17 protein-coding genes and 2 rRNA genes are annotated in these 20,849 nt (G+C 56.7%); 10 read left to right on the top strand and 9 right to left on the bottom strand.

What is annotated here, in order from left to right:
* A 23S ribosomal RNA gene (locus Q0Y21_RS11640) occupies positions 1-518 on the top strand; the annotation flags it as partial.
* A 100-nt stretch (positions 519-618) separates the two neighbouring features.
* A 5S ribosomal RNA gene (gene rrf / locus Q0Y21_RS11635) occupies positions 619-732 on the top strand.
* 92 nt (positions 733-824) lie between these two features.
* Here rrf and Q0Y21_RS11630 read toward each other — a convergent pair.
* The 8 genes from Q0Y21_RS11630 to Q0Y21_RS11595 all read right to left on the bottom strand — a co-directional run bounded on the left by Q0Y21_RS11630 (position 825) and on the right by Q0Y21_RS11595 (position 12,236).
* A complete protein-coding gene (locus Q0Y21_RS11630; protein WP_297795435.1) occupies positions 825-1,529 on the bottom strand; it encodes a HAMP domain-containing sensor histidine kinase in 705 nt (234 codons plus the stop codon).
* A gap of 5 nt (positions 1,530-1,534) precedes the next feature.
* Positions 1,535-3,178, bottom strand: a complete 1,644-nt coding sequence (locus Q0Y21_RS11625) for a tetratricopeptide repeat-containing response regulator (protein ID WP_297795335.1) — start codon at positions 3,176-3,178, stop codon at positions 1,535-1,537.
* Complete coding sequence (locus Q0Y21_RS11620) at positions 3,175-6,693, bottom strand: PAS domain-containing hybrid sensor histidine kinase/response regulator (RefSeq protein WP_297795332.1); 3,519 nt, start codon at positions 6,691-6,693, stop codon at positions 3,175-3,177. The genes Q0Y21_RS11625 and Q0Y21_RS11620 overlap by 4 nt, the downstream gene beginning before the upstream one ends.
* Positions 6,694-6,744: 51 nt before the next feature.
* Positions 6,745-7,251, bottom strand: coding sequence for a hypothetical protein (locus Q0Y21_RS11615; protein ID WP_297795329.1), 507 nt, complete (start codon positions 7,249-7,251; stop codon positions 6,745-6,747).
* Between the two features lie 97 nt (positions 7,252-7,348).
* Entirely contained in the window at positions 7,349-9,115 is a 1,767-nt protein-coding gene (locus Q0Y21_RS11610; RefSeq protein WP_297795326.1) for a sodium:solute symporter family protein, read from the bottom strand.
* A 6-nt stretch (positions 9,116-9,121) separates the two neighbouring features.
* On the bottom strand, positions 9,122-9,385 hold the full coding sequence (locus tag Q0Y21_RS11605; protein ID WP_012139533.1) for a DUF4212 domain-containing protein: 264 nt from the start codon (positions 9,383-9,385) through the stop codon (positions 9,122-9,124).
* A 209-nt stretch (positions 9,386-9,594) separates the two neighbouring features.
* On the bottom strand, positions 9,595-10,302 hold the full coding sequence (locus Q0Y21_RS11600; protein ID WP_297795432.1) for a 3'-5' exonuclease: 708 nt from the start codon (positions 10,300-10,302) through the stop codon (positions 9,595-9,597).
* A 17-nt stretch (positions 10,303-10,319) separates the two neighbouring features.
* Entirely contained in the window at positions 10,320-12,236 is a 1,917-nt protein-coding gene (locus tag Q0Y21_RS11595) for a putative nucleotidyltransferase substrate binding domain-containing protein (protein ID WP_297795322.1), read from the bottom strand.
* 161 nt (positions 12,237-12,397) lie between these two features.
* Here Q0Y21_RS11595 and smrA point away from each other — a divergent pair, with 161 nt between their 5' ends.
* The 8 genes from smrA to Q0Y21_RS11555 all read left to right on the top strand — a co-directional run bounded on the left by smrA (position 12,398) and on the right by Q0Y21_RS11555 (position 19,054).
* The gene (gene smrA / locus Q0Y21_RS11590) at positions 12,398-12,979 is read left to right on the top strand and encodes a DNA endonuclease SmrA (protein ID WP_297795320.1); all 582 of its coding nucleotides are present in this window, start codon (positions 12,398-12,400) and stop codon (positions 12,977-12,979) included.
* Between the two features lie 67 nt (positions 12,980-13,046).
* Positions 13,047-13,241: a hypothetical protein gene (locus Q0Y21_RS11585; RefSeq protein ID WP_297795317.1), complete on the top strand. Its 195-nt coding sequence runs from the start codon at positions 13,047-13,049 to the stop codon at positions 13,239-13,241.
* A gap of 83 nt (positions 13,242-13,324) precedes the next feature.
* Positions 13,325-13,804, top strand: a complete 480-nt coding sequence (locus Q0Y21_RS11580) for a (2Fe-2S)-binding protein (protein ID WP_297795313.1) — start codon at positions 13,325-13,327, stop codon at positions 13,802-13,804.
* The gene (locus Q0Y21_RS11575; RefSeq protein ID WP_297795310.1) at positions 13,805-16,009 is read left to right on the top strand and encodes a molybdopterin cofactor-binding domain-containing protein; all 2,205 of its coding nucleotides are present in this window, start codon (positions 13,805-13,807) and stop codon (positions 16,007-16,009) included. It begins immediately after the preceding gene.
* A 71-nt stretch (positions 16,010-16,080) separates the two neighbouring features.
* On the top strand, positions 16,081-16,707 hold the full coding sequence (locus tag Q0Y21_RS11570; RefSeq protein ID WP_297795307.1) for a methylthioribulose 1-phosphate dehydratase: 627 nt from the start codon (positions 16,081-16,083) through the stop codon (positions 16,705-16,707).
* The gene (locus Q0Y21_RS11565) at positions 16,704-17,261 is read left to right on the top strand and encodes a cupin (protein WP_297795305.1); all 558 of its coding nucleotides are present in this window, start codon (positions 16,704-16,706) and stop codon (positions 17,259-17,261) included. The genes Q0Y21_RS11570 and Q0Y21_RS11565 overlap by 4 nt, the downstream gene beginning before the upstream one ends.
* A complete protein-coding gene (gene mtnC, locus Q0Y21_RS11560; RefSeq protein ID WP_297795302.1) occupies positions 17,261-17,953 on the top strand; it encodes an acireductone synthase in 693 nt (230 codons plus the stop codon). The genes Q0Y21_RS11565 and mtnC overlap by 1 nt, the downstream gene beginning before the upstream one ends.
* A gap of 132 nt (positions 17,954-18,085) precedes the next feature.
* Positions 18,086-19,054 carry a DUF3080 family protein gene (locus tag Q0Y21_RS11555; protein WP_297795429.1) on the top strand — a complete coding sequence of 323 codons (969 nt, stop codon included), beginning with the start codon at positions 18,086-18,088 and terminating at the stop codon, positions 19,052-19,054.
* 8 nt (positions 19,055-19,062) lie between these two features.
* Here Q0Y21_RS11555 and Q0Y21_RS11550 read toward each other — a convergent pair whose 3' ends face one another.
* The gene (locus tag Q0Y21_RS11550) at positions 19,063-20,844 is read right to left on the bottom strand and encodes a type II/IV secretion system protein (RefSeq protein ID WP_297795299.1); all 1,782 of its coding nucleotides are present in this window, start codon (positions 20,842-20,844) and stop codon (positions 19,063-19,065) included.
* Positions 20,845-20,849: the final 5 nt, after the last annotated feature.

The raw sequence follows: 20,849 nt of genomic DNA, 5'->3' as shown, positions 1-20,849 counted from the left end.
TAGTGATCCGGTGGTTCTGTATGGAAGGGCCATCGCTCAACGGATAAAAGGTACTCCGGGGATAACAGGCTGATACCGCCCAAGAGTTCACATCGACGGCGGTGTTTGGCACCTCGATGTCGGCTCATCACATCCTGGGGCTGAAGCCGGTCCCAAGGGTATGGCTGTTCGCCATTTAAAGTGGTACGCGAGCTGGGTTTAGAACGTCGTGAGACAGTTCGGTCCCTATCTGCCGTGGACGTTGGAGATTTGAGGAAAGCTGCTCCTAGTACGAGAGGACCGGAGTGGACGAACCGCTGGTGTTCGGGTTGTGTCGCCAGACGCATTGCCCGGTAGCTATGTTCGGATAGGATAACCGCTGAAAGCATCTAAGCGGGAAGCCCCTTCCAAGATGAGATCTCCCTGGCCCCTCGAGGGCCCTGAAGAGCCGTTCAAGACCAGGACGTTGATAGGTCGGGTGTGTAAGCGCTGCGAGGCGTTGAGCTAACCGATACTAATTGCTCGTGCGGCTTGACTATATAACACCCAAGACAATTGCGGATAACGCAGAGCCATCGCGCTCAACAGAAATCAACATCACATCGTTCCTTCTCGTCCACCCAGTGATCAACCGTTTTGCCTGACGACCATAGCGGTCTGGAACCACCTGATCCCATCCCGAACTCAGAAGTGAAACAGACCTGCGCCGATGGTAGTGTGGTCCGTCCATGTGAGAGTAGGTCATCGTCAGGCTCTTAATACCGAAAAACCCCAGCATCCTTGATGTTGGGGTTTTTTATTGCCTGTCAGAAAATTATTAGTGGCAGAACAGCCGTTTGGCCCTTCTAAGGCAACCAGATCTCAAAGACCCCGCCCCCCAGATTGCCACCGTTATGCAGCCGGATAGCGCCGGTGCGGTTCCCTTCAGAATGGAGTCTGGCAACGGAAGACGCAAAGAAGAGCCCAAGACTGGTACTACCACTCTTGAAGTCCAGGGATTTGAAATTCAGGGTTCCGTTATGCTGCATGTTCTCCGGATAACCCTCGCCATCGTCTTCCACCCCAATCACCAGGTACCCTTCCTTTTCGCTGGCTGTTAGCCGAATCCTGCTTTTGGTGTAGCGGATAGCATTGTTGATCGTATTGTTAAGTACACCGGTTAATAGGTCGTCGTCGAAGAATCCGTTGATATCCTCCGCTGCCACCGAGTATTCGATATCGAGGCCTTGGAGGAGAGGGGTGTGGCGTGCCAGGTGCTCTGACAGAAAGTCCGGCACAAAATGTTCTTCCATGTGTGCGGACAGGTTATTTTCGCCGAGTCGGTAAATGCCAAGCAGTTGGACCAGGTCGTTGTGCATACGTTCCGCTTCGTATTGAAGGGTATTGAAGCGGGTAGATTCGCCAAGACTGTCAGAATACTCTCCACGTAACTCATCCAAAGAATTGAGCAGCATACCCAGGGAGTTTTTCATGTCGTGGACGGCGGAAGCCAGAACCATGGAAAAGTCGATATGGTTGTCCCGGGACATATCGGAGCTGTTATCGGGCATCTTGCTCATGGCATCATTCCTTTCAGTTTTTTGCTCAATGCTAGATAGCGACGATGCTGTCGGTGTTGTTCTGGCAAGCTGGAGAGACGCTCAAGGTGTTGCTGGCATTCGTGCAACAACTGCGGGTCTTTCCCCCCATCCGTATACTTTTTCATTAGTACCTGAACGAGGTTGAGATTGAGTGCTGCATGGTCAGGGACGATTTTCAGGGCATGGGTAAACTCTGAAATGGCGGCTTCCAGATCTCCGGATTCAAACGCTCTGATCCCGTCCCGATTATACGCCCGGGCTTGTAGCTTTTGCCGGAAGCCAACGGGCTCGTCGAGTAGATTCTCTATCTTTTGCAGCGTGTCCGGGTCATCTTTGTATCGCTGAGCCAGTTCTCCCAGCAGGTGTTTGGCTTCGTCTTCCCGGCGAAGGCGAAACAATGTCTTGGCGTAATCAATGCCTGTGTCGGCATCGAATTCACCCCCGTTGGCTAAGGATTGTGTAACGGGGTCGAGTGTTTTCTCGGCTTCCTGAAGATCGCCTTGCCCGGCATATACCCTGGCTTTAACAATTCTGCTTCGAAGCGGCAGAGTCTCGTCTCCGGCAAAGCGTTTTTCCATTCTGGATAGTACGGTGATTGCCTCATCTGCCTGTTGGCTGCCGTTTTCACCAGAGTCGCCTTCACTCAGGTCAGACAGGGTTTGCCCAAGTGACAGGTAATGTTCCGGGCTGTCATGAATCGAATGGGTGCCAAGGCTCACAGTCTTGCGCCAGGCCTCGGAGGCGGTGGCCATATCCTGGTTGGCAGTGGCAAGCCGGGCCAGCTGTTTCTGGCGAAGCAGTGCATTGGGAGAATGCTCAATGGCCTTTTCCAGCACCTGTTGCGCCTGTGTTGAACGGCCCTGCCGATCCAGTCCTTCAGCAAGCAGATCGTAGGCTTCCATATAGTCAGGATGCTTGTCGATCAACTCCCTGAGCACAGTGACCGCTTCGTCAAAATTCTGGGTGTCCAGCAATATCTTTCCTTGGCCAAGTCTGGCCCAGGAAAGATCCCTCTGCTCGAGGACATCCGTGTATATCTTCAATGCGTGGCTGAAGTCTCCCACCTGGTAGTAGAGGTCTGCGAGGGTCTTTAGTAACCAGGTTTTGTATCGGGGTTGTTTTGGCAGGGTTGCCAGACAGAGCGAGATGGCTTCAGGGTAGTTCTCCCGATCAATCTCCCGGTTAATGGGGAGCAGGGCATTGCGTTGAGCAATAAGGCCACTCAGTCGCTTCTCGAGCATTGCGCGGTTGATAGGCTTGGTCAGGTAACCATCGGGTTGGTATTCCCGGGCACCCATCACCATCTCTTTTGATGTTTCTGCGGTGACCATCAGGAACAGGGAAGACCGTTTCAGCAGTTTCTTATGCCTCAGTTCTTCCAGGATGTGCTGCCCATTCTTGCCTTCCCCGAGGTTATAGTCACAGAGAACCACGTCAACGTGATTGTAGGCGCAGTACTGAATGGCCGACGCAGCATGGGCAACGAGCTCTATCTTGTCCGCCCCGCAACTGCGCAACATTTGTCGCATGGACAGACGAAAGTTCTCGAAATCATCAATAATCAGAAAATTGAGCTTACCAAAGCTGTTACCACCGATGGATCGTTCTGTATTGGTCATGGACGCTTCTGCTTCAGTAACTTGTTAACCAGTGCCCTCAAGGCTGCGGGCTTCACCGGTTTGTAAAGAATCTGATAACCCCGTGTTATCGCATCTTCCCTGACCTCCGGAGCCATATATCCAGTTATCAGTATGCCAGATACATTGTCACTGAATCCGCTCCTGAGTGCGTCCATGGCGTCGAGCCCGTTTTTGTTATCATCCAGCTGGTAATCGGCAAGCATGATGTCGGGTTCCCGGCCGTCCAGCTTGAGCCGGGCGTCATCGAGGCTCTCGGCAGCAGTCACGTCACACTGCCAGTTACCGAGCAGGGCTGTCATACCTTGCAGGATGGCAGGATCGTTATCGATACAAAGTACATGAAGACCTCCGAGACTGGATACCCGGCGGGAGCTGCCCTGACTCTTTGTCGCAGTGGTCTGAGTATGTTCTGCTGGCACGAGTGGTACGGTAATGCTGAACATACTGCCATGTCCCTGGACCGACTGAACGTTAACCGGGTGATTCAGCATACCGCTGATACGGTCCACGATAGCCAGTCCCAGGCCCAGGCCTTTTTTGTCGCGACCATGCTGGAAGCGTCGGAACTCCTCAAAGATGTGTGCCAGTTGGTCTTCCGGGATCCCCGGCCCGGTATCCCAGACCTCAATGCGGGCGTATCCTTTCAGGCGACGACAGCCCAGCAGGATCTTGCCCTTGGGCGTATAGCGGATGGCATTGGACAGGAAGTTCTGCACCACGCGGCGAAGCAGCTTGGCGTCCGACCGGATCCATACGGTGCTTGGTACCACACGTAATTCCAGACCCTGGTCTTTGGCAATGGCGGAGAAGTCGGTTGCCAGGTGGCGCATGATATCGTTGACGGGAAACACTCCGATGTCTGGTTCCAGTGCACCGGCGTCTAGTTTCGAAATATCCAGCAGGGTGCTGATGATTTCTTCGGCGGCCCCCAGGGAGCTGTCGATATGATCGACCAGATCCTTCGTTTCGCCGTCACTGGCTTTTCCAGCCAGGGCAGAGGTAAACAGGCGGGCGGCGTTCAATGGCTGTAATAAATCATGACTGGCGGATGCCAGGAAGCGGGTCTTGCTCTGGTTTGCCTGTTCCGCCACTGATTTTGCCTTGAGCATCTGCTCGTTGATGACCTGCAGTTCCTGGGTTCTTTCCTTAACCCGCTGTTCCAGATAAATATTGGTTTCCTTGAGCGCCTGCTCCGTGCGTCTCATGGCGGTGATGTCCTGGAACGTCGTGACATAGCCTCCGCCGGGAATCGGGCTGCCATCAACCCGCAAGACCGTGCCATCCGGACGCTGGCGCTCGTAGGACATGGGCATTCCTTCGCGCATGCTGCCGCATCGGTCGGCGATGATTTCGTCAATCCGTCGGGCAGACAGGTTCGCGTTCGTGAGGTTGTAGCGCATCAGGTCCTCAATCGGGCGCCCGACACGCACATAGCCCTTGGGATAGTGGAACATTTCCAGATACCGGTGGTTCCAGACAACCAGTTGCTGTTGATGGTTGACCACGGACACCCCAAGACTGATGTTCTCAATGGCAGACTGGAGCAATTCGCGACTGAACGTCATCGCCTGGGACGCTTCATCAACGATGCTGACGACATCCTCAATCTGCATATCACGGCCGGTCAGGGTGGATTCGAGTACCACCCTTGCGGTCGAAGCACCGATCACCGAGGCCAGCTGTCGTTCAATGTATTTCATCAGGTGTGACGATGCCGGTCGCTGGGGATGCAGGCGGATGGCGTTCCGGCGTTCATAGTTCCGGAGAATGGTTTCGGAACGTTCCTCCCCCATGAAACGATCGGTGAGAGCCTGAAGATCTGAGGTCAGGATCTCTCCCTGCCAGGTCTGCTGCTGGGGTGTCTCTGCCTTGGGCTGGGGGTCGTGGAAGAAGGACGCGATCTGGATTTTCTCGCGTACGCGCTGCCGGGTCAGCACCGACAGTACAATGTAAGTGAGGGTGTTGACGCCGAGACTCCAGATAATGCCATGGCTGATTGGATCAAACTCTGAGCCGAATAAGGCCGTCGGGCGAGTCCAGGCCATTCCCCAAAGTCCCTGATCGATCAGTGTGTCGGTGAGCCAGCCAGTGGAGGCCAGCGCTGGTAACAGCATGGTGTAACACCACATCAGGAAGCCAAGCCCCAGGCCCCAGCTGGCACCGGTGAGGTTGCCCTGTCGCCAGATAATGCCACCCACGAGGGCCGGCCCAAATTGGGCCGCGGCCGCAAATGACAGCAGGCCGAAGGCCGTCAGACTGTAATCCTCGCCTGCCATCCGGTAGAACCCGTAAGCCGTGAGCAACACCACGAAGATCGCCACACGACGGATGCTCAGCAGGAGATGGCTGAGGTCGGCACGCTGATTCATCCTGGGTCGGAAGAACTTGAGCAGTGCTGGCATGATGATTTCGTTGCTGACCATGGTGGCAATGGCGACGGAACACACAATCACCATTGCGGCAGCAGCCGACCCACCCCCCAGGAAGGCGAGAATGGCAAGCCACTCCTCACCGGCGAGAATGGGCAGCTTCAGGATCAGGATGTCGGGGTCGGTGATGCCGGCCTCCGGGTAGAGCAGTCCTGCGGCAGCAATGGGAAGCACGAAGGCGCTGGCAATGATCAGGTAGATCGGCATGGCCCAGCGGGCTGTCTCGAAATCCCGGTGGTCTGTGTTTTCCACCACCATGACGTGAAACTGTCGGGGCAGGCAGATAATAGCGAGCATGGCCACCAGGGTCTGGGTAATAAATGCCGGTGCCTCGATCCCATCGGTTGTCAGGGTTCCGGTAAGTCCGGCCTCCTGGACTTTACCGAGCAAGTCACCAAATCCCCCATAAAGGCCGTAGCCGACAAACAAGCCCACAGCCACGAAGGCCACGATCTTGATCACCGATTCAAAAGCAACCGCCTGGATCATCCCCCGATGGTGCTCCGTGGACTCCAGGTGCCGGGTACCGAAGAGCACGGTGAATACGGCGAGTACCAGGGTGATATACCAGGCAGAGTCGTTCCAGGCCGCGGTACCGAGTTCCTGGTGGCCGGCCCCATTCTCGGACAGGACGGTGAAACCCATGGAGATGGCTTTGAGCTGCAGTGCAATGTACGGCACGCTGCCAATCAGGGCGAACGTGGCGATCATGGCCGCCAGGACCTGGGACTTACCGTAGCGGGACGCAATGAAATCAGCAATCGAGGTGCTGTTGTTGCGCTTGCTGATATAGATAATACGGCGCAACAGGGGAGCGCCAAAAACGAAAAGGATCAGTGGCCCGAGATAAATGGGAAGGAAGCCCAGCCCCTCCTGTGTGGCGCGTCCGACGGCGCCATAGAATGTCCATGAGGTAAAGTACACCGCCAGCGAAAGGGCATAAATATGGGTCCGGGCCAGTTTGCGGCGATACAGTCCGGGATGCTTGTCGCCTGCCCAGGCAATGACAAACAGAATCGAAATGTACGTTATGGATATTAAAACCAGCAGCCAGGCACTAATCATCGTTACGCATTCCCGTTACCTCTAGCGGGTTGGGCATCCAGTTGCGGCTCGTCAGCCCGAGCAAACGGTTTCCAGAAGCGGGTCTCCGGAAACGAGCAATTTTAGGTTGTCAACGCGGGGTCTGCCGTCCGAGCCCAATGGAACAAGCTCTTGGGTAGCACAGTTAATGATATGAATACGGTGGGATACCGCATCCGTCATCTTCTGTTCGAACCGGTAGAGTGTGAATCGGACAACGTTTTGATTGTCACTGTCACGGCTGATGCTTTGAGTGTCTACGGTGGTAAAGGACGTCACGTAAGGGAAGGCGAAGGTCCAGGGCCGCCAGAAGATACCTTCGTTCTGGGTACTCACAACGACTGCTTCTTCGGGGAGCTGTGCCTTCTTGTGGTCGTACCAGGTGTATTCTCCCTGAATGAGGTAGCCGAGCATTCCCATTCCTGCGAAAACGGGAATAATCCATCGCGGGGCCTTGTTACGGGTGGCCGCGCGAATGCCAAGAGCAATACCGGCCGCGCCCAGGCCGCAAAAAACAGTGGCAACAAGTGTCCAGAACATAAAATCGTTTCCTCAAAAAAGAACGGGCTCCCTCATTGAGGAAGCCCGTTCAGGTTCAACCTGTCAATTGATTGAATGAATCAGGTTGAGTTGTCGCTTAGTGGTCGTGAGCCTGACCGGCACCACGTGGGTAACGGACGCTCTCAACCAGTTCCTGAATCTCAACGGGCGGTTCTTCAGTGGCGTTGGATACCACGAAGGCTACCGCAAAGTTGACGACTGCACCAACCGCACCGATAGAGAGCGGGGAGATGCCCAGTACCCAGTTTTCCGGAGTATCTGGCAGGTTGGCAGTACCTGGAATGAACAGCCAGCCTTTGTATACGAAGATGTATACCAGAGTAAACGTCAGGCCGCTAAGCATACCGGCAATGGCACCGGTGTTGTTCACTCGTTTGGAGAAGATACCCATCATCAGGGCCGGGAACAGGGAAGCCGCCGCTATACCGAATGCAAGGGCAACAACCTGTGCCGCAAAGCCCGGTGGATTGGCACCCAGGTATGTGGCGACGACAATCGCAACGGCCATCGAAATACGTGCTGCTAACAGTTCGCCTTTCTCTGTGATCGCCGGATTGATCGAGCCTTTTATCAGGTCGTGACTGACCGCGGAGGAAATCGCAAGTAACAGGCCGGCTGCCGTTGACAGGGCTGCTGCGAGACCACCTGCTGCGATCAGGCCGATGACCCAGCCGGGCAGGTTGGCGATCTCCGGGTTGGCCAGCACCAGGATGTCCCGGTTGACGACCAGCTCATTACCTTCCCAGCCACGAGCCTCGGCCTGGGGTTCGAACTCAGGTGTGTCGTTATACAGCTGAATCCGGCCGTCTTCGTTCTTGTCGGTGAACTGAATCAGACCGGTCACTTCCCAATCTCTGATCCAGGCTGGCCGCGCGTCATACTCGATGGGTTCAGCTGCGGTGCCTTCCGGATAAATGGTGGTCATCAGGTTCAGTCGGGCCATGGAAGCAACGGCAGGCGCAGTCAGGTACAGCAGTGCGATGAACACCAATGCCCAGCCCGCGGACCAGCGTGCATCCGCTACCTTCGGAACGGTGAAGAAACGAATGATAACGTGTGGCAGACCCGCGGTACCGATCATCAATGACAAGGTGAACAGGACCATGTTCAGCTTGTTGTCGATGTCAGCCGTGTACTCGTTGAAACCAAGGTCGGTAATAACCTGATTCAGCTTGTCCAGGATGGGCATGCCGGAATCAATGTGGGTAGAGAACAGCCCCAGTGGCGGAATCGGGTTACCGGTGAGCTGCATGGAGATAAATACAGCGGGAATGGTGTATGCGGTAATCAAGACGCAGTACTGGGCTACCTGAGTGTAGGTGATGCCTTTCATGCCACCGAGAACCGCGTAGACGAATACGACAATAGCGGCAATGATCAGCCCCAGGGTTGCATCGACTTCCAGGAAACGGGAGAACGCAACACCGGCGCCAGCCATCTGGCCAATGACGTAGGTTACAGACGCTACGATCAGGCAGATAACGGCAACCAGTCGTGCATTTTTGCTGTAGAACCGGTCACCGATAAATTCGGGTACGGTGAACTTGCCGAATTTACGCAGATAAGGCGCCAGCAGCATTGCCAGCAGCACGTAGCCGCCAGTCCAACCCATCAGGAACGAGGAGTTGGCGTAACCACCGGCGGCAATCAGGCCCGCCATGGAGATAAAGGATGCCGCGGACATCCAGTCAGCGCCGATCGCCATACCATTGGTGACCGGGTGAACGCCGCCGCCGGCGACGTAGAAGTCACTGGTGCTACCGGCTTTTGCCCAGATGGCAATGCCGATATAGAGGAGGAACGAGCCCCCTACGAACATGATGTTGATTGCAAATTGGCTCATTCGATCTTACTCCTCATGCACGCCGAATTTTTCGTCGATCTTGTTCATGCGCCACGCGTAGTGGAAGATCAGAGCGATGAACGTCAGAATGGATCCTTGCTGGGCAAACCAGAAACCCAGATCGGTTCCGCCGATGGGGATACCGGCGAGCAGTGGACGGAGCAGTATTGCGAAGCCGTAAGACACCAGAGCCCAGATGATCAGGCTTCCGAATATCAGACGAAGATTCGCCTTCCAGTATTTTTCAGCGTCGTAGCTATGACCTGCCATAGGATCACTCCTGTGTTGTTGTTGTGGAGGTTGGGTGTACTGCTGAGGAGGTGGAGCTATTAGAGAATTTATTATTCATATAGTGCTTCTCCGGCTAGTTGTCCTCTCTGACTTTACCTGTAAAGGGATATATAGATATTGGCAAAAGGTCTAATTCTCAGTCATTTGCCTCAGATTTGGTCGATTCGTGAGCAGCAGGATGTGGCTCTTCAGAAACGGTTCATATTCTGGAGGCGACGGTAATAACGAAGCTTGGAGCTCAGCTCGGACAGCGTTGAAACGCCATCTTTTTGTGCCTTATTGAGTGCGATGAGCGTCAATTCAGCGGTTGCGAGTGCATCTGCCGCAGCGTGGTGACGTTCGCTGACTTCCAGGTTGAAGAAGTCGGCCCAGTTATCCAGGCCGCGTCCGCCGGTTTTGGTATCCGGGAATACGGCAGGCAACAACTCGGCTACGTCTATCCATGTGTGATTCTGGCTGTATCCGAGGGATTGCCGCAGGGTTTTCTCCAGAAAGCGCTGGTCGAATGCAGAGTGGTAAGCCAGTATTGGATCACCATCCATCCATTCCAGCAGGTACAGCAGGGCATCTTCGGTTTCATGACCCTGGGTCAGTGCCTCGGGGCCGATACCATGGATGAGAACCGTTTCACTAATATCCAGCTCCGGGCGCCTTAGAATCAGGTCGAACTGGTCGCCCAGATGGATGACCTGTCCGGTGATTGCGACCGCGCCAATGGCGATGACCTGATCCTTACCTGGGTGGAGCCCCGTCGTTTCCAGGTCGAGTACGATCAGCCTGCACTCGGACAGTTTCTGGTCGCCTGCAATTTGTGGGGTGGGGAGGTGGTTTGGGTCATGAGTCCCTATCGTGCTGGCGCGGCGTTGCGTAACCCACTGCCTCATCTGTTCCAGCATCTCACCAGGCCCTTTCATCATAGTTGATATGTCACTTCCAGTTTTTGCTGGAGGCGTTGGGCCTGACGGAACGACTCCCGCAGAATCCGACGGTCAAGCGGGTTCAGGTCGTCTGGGTCTATGTAATTGGACAGCGGCTCGTTCCGGTCCAGCATCTCCTGATGTGCACGCATGCGCATGGCTTGGATGAGGCTATAGGCTTCTTTCCAGGCATTGGCATCCTTGTGGTCAAACGCGCCTTTGGCAACCAGTTGATCCATCCGTTCCAGGGTGTTGGCTTCTTCCACGCCGTTCGCCAGCGCGAACACCCGGACGGCTTCGACGAAGGGGGCGAGCCCCTGACGTTTGAGATCAATGGTGTGTTTCTTGCCGTCTGGTGCGTAGCGGAAATTGCGAAACATGGTGAGCGGCGGTCTGCGATTCATGGCGTTACCTGCCAGCATCTTCTGGAACAGGGCATTTTTCTGAATACGTGTCAGTACCTTGCCGTAGAGATCTTCCAGCGGCTCGCGAGGACCGAACACTGCCCGCATATCGAGGAAGATGGAGGAATACACCAGGTTTTGCGGAGTTGAGGCGTCAATGAACCGAATGAACCAGTCGTCCCATTCTCTGCCGCTCAGGCACAGCTTCGGGTTACTGGCCATGATATTGCCCTTACAGAGAGTAAAGCCGCATTCAGCCAGTTCCCGGTTGACGATCTCGGCAAACGGAAGGAGTTTTTCCCGCACCTGGTCTTCGGTCATCCCTTCCGGCGTTTCGAACAGGATCCCGTTGTCCTGATCGGTCAGCAGTGTCTGCTCCTGGCGTCCCTCGCTGCCGAACGTGAGCCAGGTGAAGGGAATGCCGGGATCGTTTTTCTTGATGTTGAGTTCCAGCACCCGGCGTACCGTGACATCGTTCAGAGTGGTAATGATTTTGACCACCTGACCAGAGTCAGCGCCGTGGGCAAGCATGGCATCAACCAGCCGTGACACGTCGGAGCGCAGGCTGACCAGGGTGCGTAAATGGCTGGCGGTGCCAATGGTCCTGGCCAGGTTGACCAGATCCACGCGCTGCAGGGAGAACAGATCCCGTTCGGACACCACGCCGATCAGGTGATGTTCGTCATCGACCACGCAGAGATGGGCAAAATGGTGCTCTGCCATCAGCATGGCGGCTTCGAAGGCGTCCGCATGGGCCGTCAGGCAAATGGGCTTCCGGGTCATGACCTGGCCGACCGGTGTATCCAGGGGGCCTTTTTCCTCGGCCACCATGGTACGCAGGTCCCTGAGGGTAAAAATGCCGGTGGGATGCCGCTCGTCGTCGGTAATAATGATGCTGCCCACGTTGTTTTCGTGCATGCGGGCGACGGCCTTGCGGACTGGCAGGTCCGGGGAACAAACGATCGGATTCCGCAGGGCGTAACGTTCCAGCGGAGTGTCCAGTGAATTGCTGGAGCCTATGGAAGCCATGGCGCCGGACTGGATTCGCTGATTGACCTGATCGAGCAAACTGCTGACACCACGCAGGCAGAAATCACGAAAGGGGTCGCTTTCCGACAGCAGGGTGACAAAGGCATCGTGCTCGATGCTCAGGCAGAAGGTGTCACCCGCTGCCCGGTGAAGGGTGCGGGTCGGGCGTTCACCAACCAGTGCTGCCAACGGGAAACATTCGCCTTGGGTGATTTCGAAAGTGGTCTCTGTCTTGCCGTCTTTTTCATTGTGGCGTTCACCGCGAATTCGCCCCTGCTTTACCACGTAGAAACGTTGGACCGGGCCTTCTTCAGGGGACAGAACGATATCGTTATCGGCGTAGAATCGCAGTGACGCGTGTTCGGCAAAGTGCGCCAGGTGAGCGTCGTCCATGCTGGAAAACGGGGCATGTTCCCGAAGGAACATCATGATTGCACGAGTATTCTGGGGGCGTGGTGTATCTGTTGAGGCGGCAACCATACTATCTTCCGTCCTGTCTGTTGTTGTCCCCGAGTGTAGATCAGGGGGCGGGAAACAGCCCTAAGATTTTGGTCGCAGCCAGCTTCACGGGGATCTCCGGCTTTATGCCAGGGGGGCCCGGTGGTAAAGTTTCGTTAACCCCAAAGCTGAATCATATTATCATGACGACCAAAGACGAGCGCCTGAGTTTTCTTGAAGAAATGAAGGATGTACGGCGCATCCGCAAGCCCAACCGTGCCGAGGTGAAAACGCCTCGGGAGTTAACTCCGGGGCATCTGGAGCGTCAGCGGGCAGCGGTTGACCAGCCGGTGAAAGATACCAATCCGCTGACGTCAGACATGGTGGAACCGCTCACGGCTCACGATATTCTGAGCTGGCAGCGTCCAGGCGTCCAGCACGGGGTGTTCCGCAAGCTGAGGCTAGGGCAATATCCGATAGAGGCGAGGCTGGACCTGCACCGCATGACGGTTGAAGAGGCCCGTCGTGAAGTGTTTGGCTTTATTAACGATTGTGTTCGCTACGGTCTTCGCTCCGTGATCATTCTCCACGGTAAAGGAGAGCGGAATCCGGATGGTATTGCCCAGCTAAAAAGCTATCTTGCCAAGTGGTTGCCTGAGCTGGACGGGGTTCTCGCGTTCCATTCGGCCCGGAAACACCATGGCGGGACAGGGGCTGTCTATGTCATGGTTCGCAAGAGTGAGCGGGATAAGCAACATAACCGCGAAGTGCATGGCAGTCGGTAACGGCACGGTGTTCATTCCTGTACTGATAAAATTATAGGGTTCCGGGAAGCCGGACCTGGAGGAAGTGATGACTAAGAAACTGATTTTGCTGACATGTGTATCCCTGGCGCTGGTGGGCTGCAAGGATCGCGTGATCTGGAATGATAATGGCAAAGTAGAAGAGGCCACGGAGAATCGCGAAGTCTGGGACACCAAGGGCAAGATGGACGGCGGCGAGCGCAAGATATGGAATGACCAGGACGGCGATCCTGTCGTGAAATAAGCCTGCAAATGGCGATATGAATAGAATAACAATGGAAGGTGCCAGTTCCTGGAACGGGCGGCGCCCCAAAAAGGAGAGAGGCAATGGCCCTTAGTCTGACGGTCAATGGCGAAAAACGAACGCTTGAGGTTGATGGTGATACGCCCCTGTTGTGGGTTATCCGTGATGAACTGGGATTGAAGGGAACCAAGTTCGGCTGTGGTGCCGGCCTGTGCGGCGCATGCACGGTTCACCTTGACGGTCAGCCCGTGCGGTCCTGTTCCACACCCGTGGACCTCGTTTCCGGCCGGTCAGTGACGACTATTGAAGGGCTCGCTTCCGGGGATGAATTGCATCCACTGCAGAAAGCCTGGGTTGAGCATGGCGTGCCCCAGTGCGGATATTGTCAGTCCGGACAAATCATGACGGCGGCAAACCTGCTGGAGCATAACCCGGCCGCGAACCGGGACGATATTGTCGCCGCGCTCAGCGGTAACTTGTGTCGTTGTGGTACCTACTCGAAGATCATTGCCGCGGTGGAGTCCGTTGCCAGTCAGGATCCTGTTGACCGGGAGGGCGCGTAAATGACTCTGAACCGACGGGATTTCCTCAAGGTCAGTGCCGGAACGTCCGGCAGTCTGGTTCTTGCTCTTAGCCTTCCAGGTTGTTCCGGTATTCAGACGGGCTTCAGAGAGGAGGAGGGAGCCTGGAAACCGGACGCCTGGCTGGAACTGACCACGGACAACAAGGTGTACTTCACCCTCGCCCGGGTGGAAATGGGGCAGGGCACCTATACCGGATTGACTACCCTGATTGCGGAGGAGCTGGAGGTCGATCCGGCAGCCATTACACCCAAATTCGCGCCGGTGGCACCCGAGTACCGCAACCCCCTGTACAAACTTCAACTGACCGGTGGTAGTACCAGTATTGCCACCAGCTGGATGCCCTTGCGACAGGCGGGCGCTGAGGCCCGGGAAATGCTGATCCTGGCCGCTGCCCGGGTCTGGCAGGTCGATCACTCCGAATGTACTGCGTTTGAAGGCCATGTTCGCCACCCCAACGGTGTGGATGCCTTGCCCTACGGCAAGCTCGTCAGTCTGGCGTCCTCCGAGACTATAGGTCATGACGTTTCACTGAAACCTCAGAGCGAGTGGCGATACATCGGCAAAGCCCGTGGCCGCCTGGATGCCAGGGCCAAGTCCACAGGCACAGCCGAATATGGCATTGATATCGAGTTGCCGGGAATGGTCTACGCGGTCGTGACCCGGCCGCCCCGGTATGGCGCCAGGGTTCGGTCCTTCAACAGCAGTGACATCGAGGCCATGCCGGGTGTGCTGAGCGTGCTGGAAATCGAGCGTGGTGTTGCCATTGTGGCGGGTAAGTACTGGCAGGCCCGCAAAGCACAGCAGGAGCTGAAGGTGGAGTGGGATAACGCCGATGCGCTGGGGGTCTCTACCAGCGATGTGTTTGCCAACTACCACAAGGCCGCTGATGACGATGCTGGTGCGCGTGAGCGCGATGACGGGGATTTCGCTGGTGCAGCGGCCGGGGCAGAGCGCATTCTGGAAGCCAGTTATGAGCAGCCTTATCTTGCTCACGCCACTCTGGAGCCGATGAATGCCACGGCCTGGTATCACGGTGATTCCATGGAAGTCTGGGCACCGACCCAGGCGCCGGACCTTGGGCGTATAGCTGCAGCTCGGGTGAGTGACCTGTCGCCCGATGATATCAGCATTAACACTACCTTCCTGGGCGGTGGTTTCGGGCGCCGACTGACGCAGGACTACATCGAAGAAGCGGCTGCGGTTGCCTATAGCCTGAAAACGCCGGTCAAGGTTATTTGGTCCAGGGAAGAGGATACCCGGCACGACCTGTACCGTCCTGCCATGCTGCATCGGATGAAAGCCTCGATCTCCGGCGGCGAAGTGACCGGCTGGCACCACCAGGTTGTCGGGCCACAGATTCTGGACTGGTACGTGCGCAATGCAGCGCCCGCACAATACCCCTGGTCTCCGAAATTCCTTTACGACACTCTGGGCAAGGTAGGCCTGATGGCGGAAGGTATCGCCACACCGAAAGATATATCCGCCATTGAGGGTGCCATCGACTACCCCTATAAGGTGGCCAACGTCGAAGTTCGTCACACCCGTACCGACCCGGGCGTGCCTGTCACCTGGTGGCGATCCGTAGGTTACTCCCACAATGGTTTTGCGGCCGAGACCTTTATGGACGAACTGGCCCATGAAACCGGCAAAGATCCCTATGAGTTCCGTCGCGCGCTCATTGCTCATCAACCCCGGCATCGCGAGGTGCTGGACAGGGTGGCGGCCATGTCTGGTTGGGAAACCCCGGCACCCTCCGGAAGAGCTCGGGGTGTAGCCCTGTTCCAGAGTTTTGGCACTTATGTGGCCCAGGTCGTTGAAGCCAGTATCGAGAACGACGGTATTCATGTTCACCGGGTCTGGTGCGCGGTGGACTGTGGGCAGGTCGTTAATCCGGAGATCGTCAGGGACCAGATTGAAGGCGGTATCATATTCGGTCTGACGGCCGCGCTTCATGGGGAAATCACGTTGCAGGAAGGCGAAATTCAGCAAAGCAATTTCCACGACTACCCGTTGATGCGTAACTACGAATTGCCGGAGATAGCTGTGGATATTGTAGACAGCGATGAAACACCCACGGGCGTGGGCGAGCCAGGCGTGCCACCGGTGATTCCGGCATTGGGTAATGCCCTGTTTGCACTGACCGGTGAGCGACAGCGCAAGCTTCCGTTGAAAGCGGCCACGTGATCCCTATAATGTCGGCAGATTGCCTCTGCTGCGACGGTGGCTGAGGATGGCGGTGGATATGGAGAGAGCCCTTGTTCGATGTAACCCGATACGCCCAGGCGGCTGAGTCCATTATTGAGGCCGGCCGCTTCCTGTATGGCTGTGGCTGGTCTCCCGCGACCAGCAGTAACTATTCCGCCCGAATTGATGCCGGGCACATTGCCATCACGGTGTCCGGTCGCCACAAAGGGGAGTTGGGTTCCGGAGATGTCATGGTGGTGGATCTGGCCGGCCAGGCGGTTCAAAGCCAGTGCCGTTCGTCTGCCGAGACCCGGTTACACACGGTTCTGTATGAGTTGTTTCCGGATGTCGGGGCAGTGCTTCATACCCATTCCGTAAACGCCACTGTGCTCAGCCGTGTTCTGCCCCCTGAGCAATCGCTGCAGTTACAGGGGTATGAGCTGCAGAAGGCCTTTCCCGGCCACGATACCCACGAAGACACATTGGTGGTGCCGGTATTTGACAATACACAGGATATTCCCCAGCTGGCCGAGCGGACCAAGCAGTGGTTCCGGGATCATCCGGATCAACCCGGTTACCTGATTCGGGGGCATGGTCTTTATACCTGGGGCAGGACCATGGCAGACTGCCTGAGGCACGTTGAGGCGTTTGAATTCCTGTTTGAGTGTGAACTTGCAACCATGAGGCTCCGTCCATGACTACCCTGAGCATTTTTAACCAGAACCAGCCAGAGCAACCTCAGACCGTGACGGAAGACGCCAGCGAGATCCAGCGGTTGCTTGCGGACAAGGGTATTCGGTTCGAGCAATGGCCAACCCGTGATCTGCCGGAGGACGCTGCCCAGGAGGCCATTCTGGACGCTTACGAAGCGGAAGTGGCCGCCCTGAAACAGGAGTGTGGGTTTCAGACCGCCGATGTGATCAGCCTGAATCCGGATAATCCCCAGAAAGATGCCCTTCGCCAGAAGTTCCTGGATGAACACGTGCACAGCGAAGATGAAGTACGTTTCTTCGTGCGTGGCCAGGGGCTGTTCTATCTGCATCTGGATGATCAGGTTTTCGCGGTGCTGTGCCAGAAGAACGATTTGATCAGTGTGCCCGACGGTACCCGCCACTGGTTCGATATGGGCCCGGAGCCCCGGTTTACCTGTATCCGCCTGTTTTCCAACCCGGAAGGCTGGGTCGCCAATTTCACCGGTGAAGACATCGCCAGCCGACTGCCGCGCTATGAAGAGCTGGCTGGGGCAGCCTGATGATCCGGGTGATTCTCACTGATATTGAGGGCACCACCAGCTCTATCTCGTTTGTCCATGAGGTGCTGTTTCCCTACGCCGCGGAGCATGTAGCCGATTTTGTCCGTGAGGGGGCAGCGGACAACCCCGCCATTGCTGAACAGCTCGATGCCGTGGCGCAGAGCTCGGGAGTTGACCGCGATGATATTGAGGGGTTGATTGAGGTTCTCCAGTCATGGATCCGTGATGACCGCAAGGAAACACCCCTGAAGGCTCTGCAGGGGATGCTCTGGGAACAGGGGTACCAGCAGGGCGCCTTTCATGGCCACATCTACCCGGATGCGGCCGATTATCTCCAGCGCTGGCATGATCGGGGGCTGCGGTTGTTCGTCTATTCCTCTGGCTCCGTGAAGGCCCAGAAACTGATTTTCGGGTTCAGCGAAGCAGGGGACTTTACCCCGTTTTTTTCCGGTTATTTCGATACCCGCGTCGGGGGCAAGAAAGAGTCACAGTCCTACCGGAATATTCTGGAGCAACTGGGCGTTGAGCCGGAAACGGTGCTGTTTCTCTCCGATGTGGAAGCAGAACTGCAAGCCGCAGAGGAAGCCGGTATCCGCACCGCCTGGCTGGTTCGGGAAGGGGAGCTGCCGGACACTGACCGGATGGTGGCCCGGAATTTTGCCGAGGTGGACGACCTGCTCAGGAAGCGTTGAGGACTTGTCGCCGATGCGCAGGCCGTTCGTCCTGACTCAGGGGGTGCCCGCGCAGTGATCGTGCGTCATGTGATCGTCTTGTTCCTGTCTCTGGCGACAGCCGGCTGTAACCCATTCTCCGAAGCCCCGCCGATGATGGATGAATACGTTGAGCGGGTGGCCCGGGTGCTCGACGGAGAGGTTTCGTTGTCGGAATTGCCCGAAGTCCAGCGTCTGCCACGTCGGCGAGATCGCCGTCTGGACATGCCGGAACTCGAGCTGGGTATGCTGGATTTTCTGTCCCTTTATGGCTGTCAGTTGCAATACGTTGTGGGTGAGCGCAACTCGGTGATGGGGCGGGTCATGGACCCCCTGAATCGCCTGCGCTACGAACTCCGTTTCATTCAGGCTGCCCGTGACTGCCTGCCGGATATCGACCGTGAAAAGCTGAAAGAGAACGTCCAACAGGCGATAGACAGCAAACTGGAATCGTTGCCAGTGGCCATCTGGAATGCAACCTGGGCGACGGAAGAAATTGAAACCCTGTTCACTCTGTCCAAGGGATACTTCCCGGTTGCCGCCGAGAGCAACCCTGTGTCGGACCTTTCAGCCGATGTGAATCGCCTCAACTCAACCGTTCGGTCTCTTCTGGAAGGCCAGCTCGACCATTCTCTGGATTATCTGGGTGAGGTGCACCAGCGTTGGCAGGCGGAGTACCGCGCGGGTCAATTGCTTAACAGTGCGCGTTTGTTGGTTGCCAGGCTGGATGACGCCACGACGCTGATCCGGTCGCGGCTGGGTGACCGTCCGCTGTGCATTGACGGCAAGCCCAACAACCAGTCCGACATTGTCCGGAATATGTTCTTCAGCGTGTACATCGAGAGGATTCAGCCGTACATGAGTGACGTGCGCAATGCGCGCGACGATCTAATTCGTCCATTGGCGACGCTTTCGGAGATGCAGGCAGAAATGAGGCCGGAGTCATTCCAGGCGTGGTCACGCCAGTATCTGGGGGCAACCGGGGGCAACAGCCTTTGGCAGGATCTGGACAGGGCCATGGCTGAACACACGACAAGCTGGCAGCAACTGCTGGAGCAGTGCGGCCTGAGGCCCGGTGCCTGACCTGCCGCTCAGCGCTGACTTTCGGGGGTGACCCGAAGTATTTCCTCAATGGTTGTCTGGCCGGCAGCCACCTTCTGAGCCCCGCTCAATCGCAATGATTTCATTCCGGTCTTGTACGCGTCCAGCCGCAGCTGCTCAAGCTCGCACTGATCGGTGATCTGGGCACTCAGGTCTCCGGACAGTTTGAGGATTTCATAAACTCCGGCACGCCCGTAGTACCCTGTGTTTCGGCATTCGAGACAGCCAACAGGCTGGTAGACCTGCTCTGGCTTGGGGGCTTTCCATGGGCGCGTCAGGCTTTTCCAGGCCTGATCGTCCACGGGGCCGGGCGCCTTGCAGTGAGGGCACAGGGTGCGTGCCAGGCGTTGCGCCATCACCCCCAGAACCGTGGCCCGGATCAGGTATGGTGGAATGCCAAGCTCCATCAGGCGCGTGATCGCACTGGGCGCGTCATTGGTGTGCAGCGTAGAGAGCACAAGGTGCCCCGTCAGTGCTGCCTGTACCGCCATTTCGGCGGTTTCAAGGTCACGGATCTCACCAATCATGATGATGTCCGGGTCCTGGCGCAGAAGGGCCCGGACCCCGGAGGCAAACGTCAGTTCAATGTTGGTCTGGACCTGCATCTGGTTGAAGGCAGGCTCCACCATCTCGATCGGGTCCTCAATCGTGCAGAGGTTGACCTCAGGCGAGGCCAGTTGCTTGAGAGTGGAATACAGCGTGGTGGTTTTACCCGACCCGGTGGGGCCGGTGACCAGCACGATGCCGTGAGGGTGGTCGGTTATATCGTGCCAGCGTTCCCGGTCTTCCCTGGAGAACCCCAGCTGTTCATAGGACTTGAGCAGTACCTCGGGATCGAAAATCCGCATCACCATTTTCTCGCCAAACGCCGTCGGCATGGTGGCGAGGCGTAATTCCACCTCGCTGTCGTCCGGTTTTCGGGTTTTGATGCGGCCGTCCTGTGGGCGTCGCTTTTCCGCGACGTTGAGGCGCCCGAGGATCTTCAGGCGGCTGGTGACGGCTACGCCCACCTGGTCCGGGAATTCATACACATTGTGCAGGACGCCATCGATACGGAAGCGCACCTGGGTAATGTTGCGTCTTGGTTCAATGTGAATGTCGGACGCACGCTGGTCAAAGGCGTATTGAAGAAGCCAGTCCACAATCTTGACGACGTGCTGATCATTGGCGTCGGGATTTTCGCTTGCCCCCAGATCCAGCAATTGTTCAAAGTTCTGATTACCGGCAGAGCCGCTTCCCTGGCGACCGCCGGCCTTGCTGACGGAATTTGCGAGTTGGTAGAACTCGACGGTGTAGCGGCGGATGTCCTCGGGGTTGGCCACAACCCGGCGAATGTCCTTCTGTACCGCCTGGCGCAGGTTGCTTTCCCAGTCACTCTTGAAGGGTTCGGCACTGGCAATCAGTACTTCATCCGGCCTGATTTCAACGGCGAGAATGCCGTGGCGCTGGGCGAAGGCGTAGGACATCACCCTGGCGATGGAGGGGGTGTCAATCTTCAGCGGGTCGATGTGATACCAGGGTTGTCCTGCCCACTCTGCCAACCACCGGGTGAGACGCTCAAGGTCCAGGGTATGGCCAGAGTTCAGGCTTTTGAGATTGGCCTGAGCAACCAGTTCCAGCGGGTGACGACGGTCGGACTCGGCGCCCATATTGGCCTTCAGGATGCGATCCGCGTCCTCCTGGGACATCTCACCACTGGTGACCAGGGCTGTTGCCAGATCACGAAGGGTGAGGGTGTTTCTGAGTGGGGCTGGCGCGCGGAGGTTACCCATAGGTG

The organism is uncultured Marinobacter sp. (assembly GCF_947259545.1).
GTDB lineage: Bacteria > Pseudomonadota > Gammaproteobacteria > Pseudomonadales > Oleiphilaceae > Marinobacter.
This window is presented reverse-complemented; position numbering and strand designations above follow the sequence as displayed.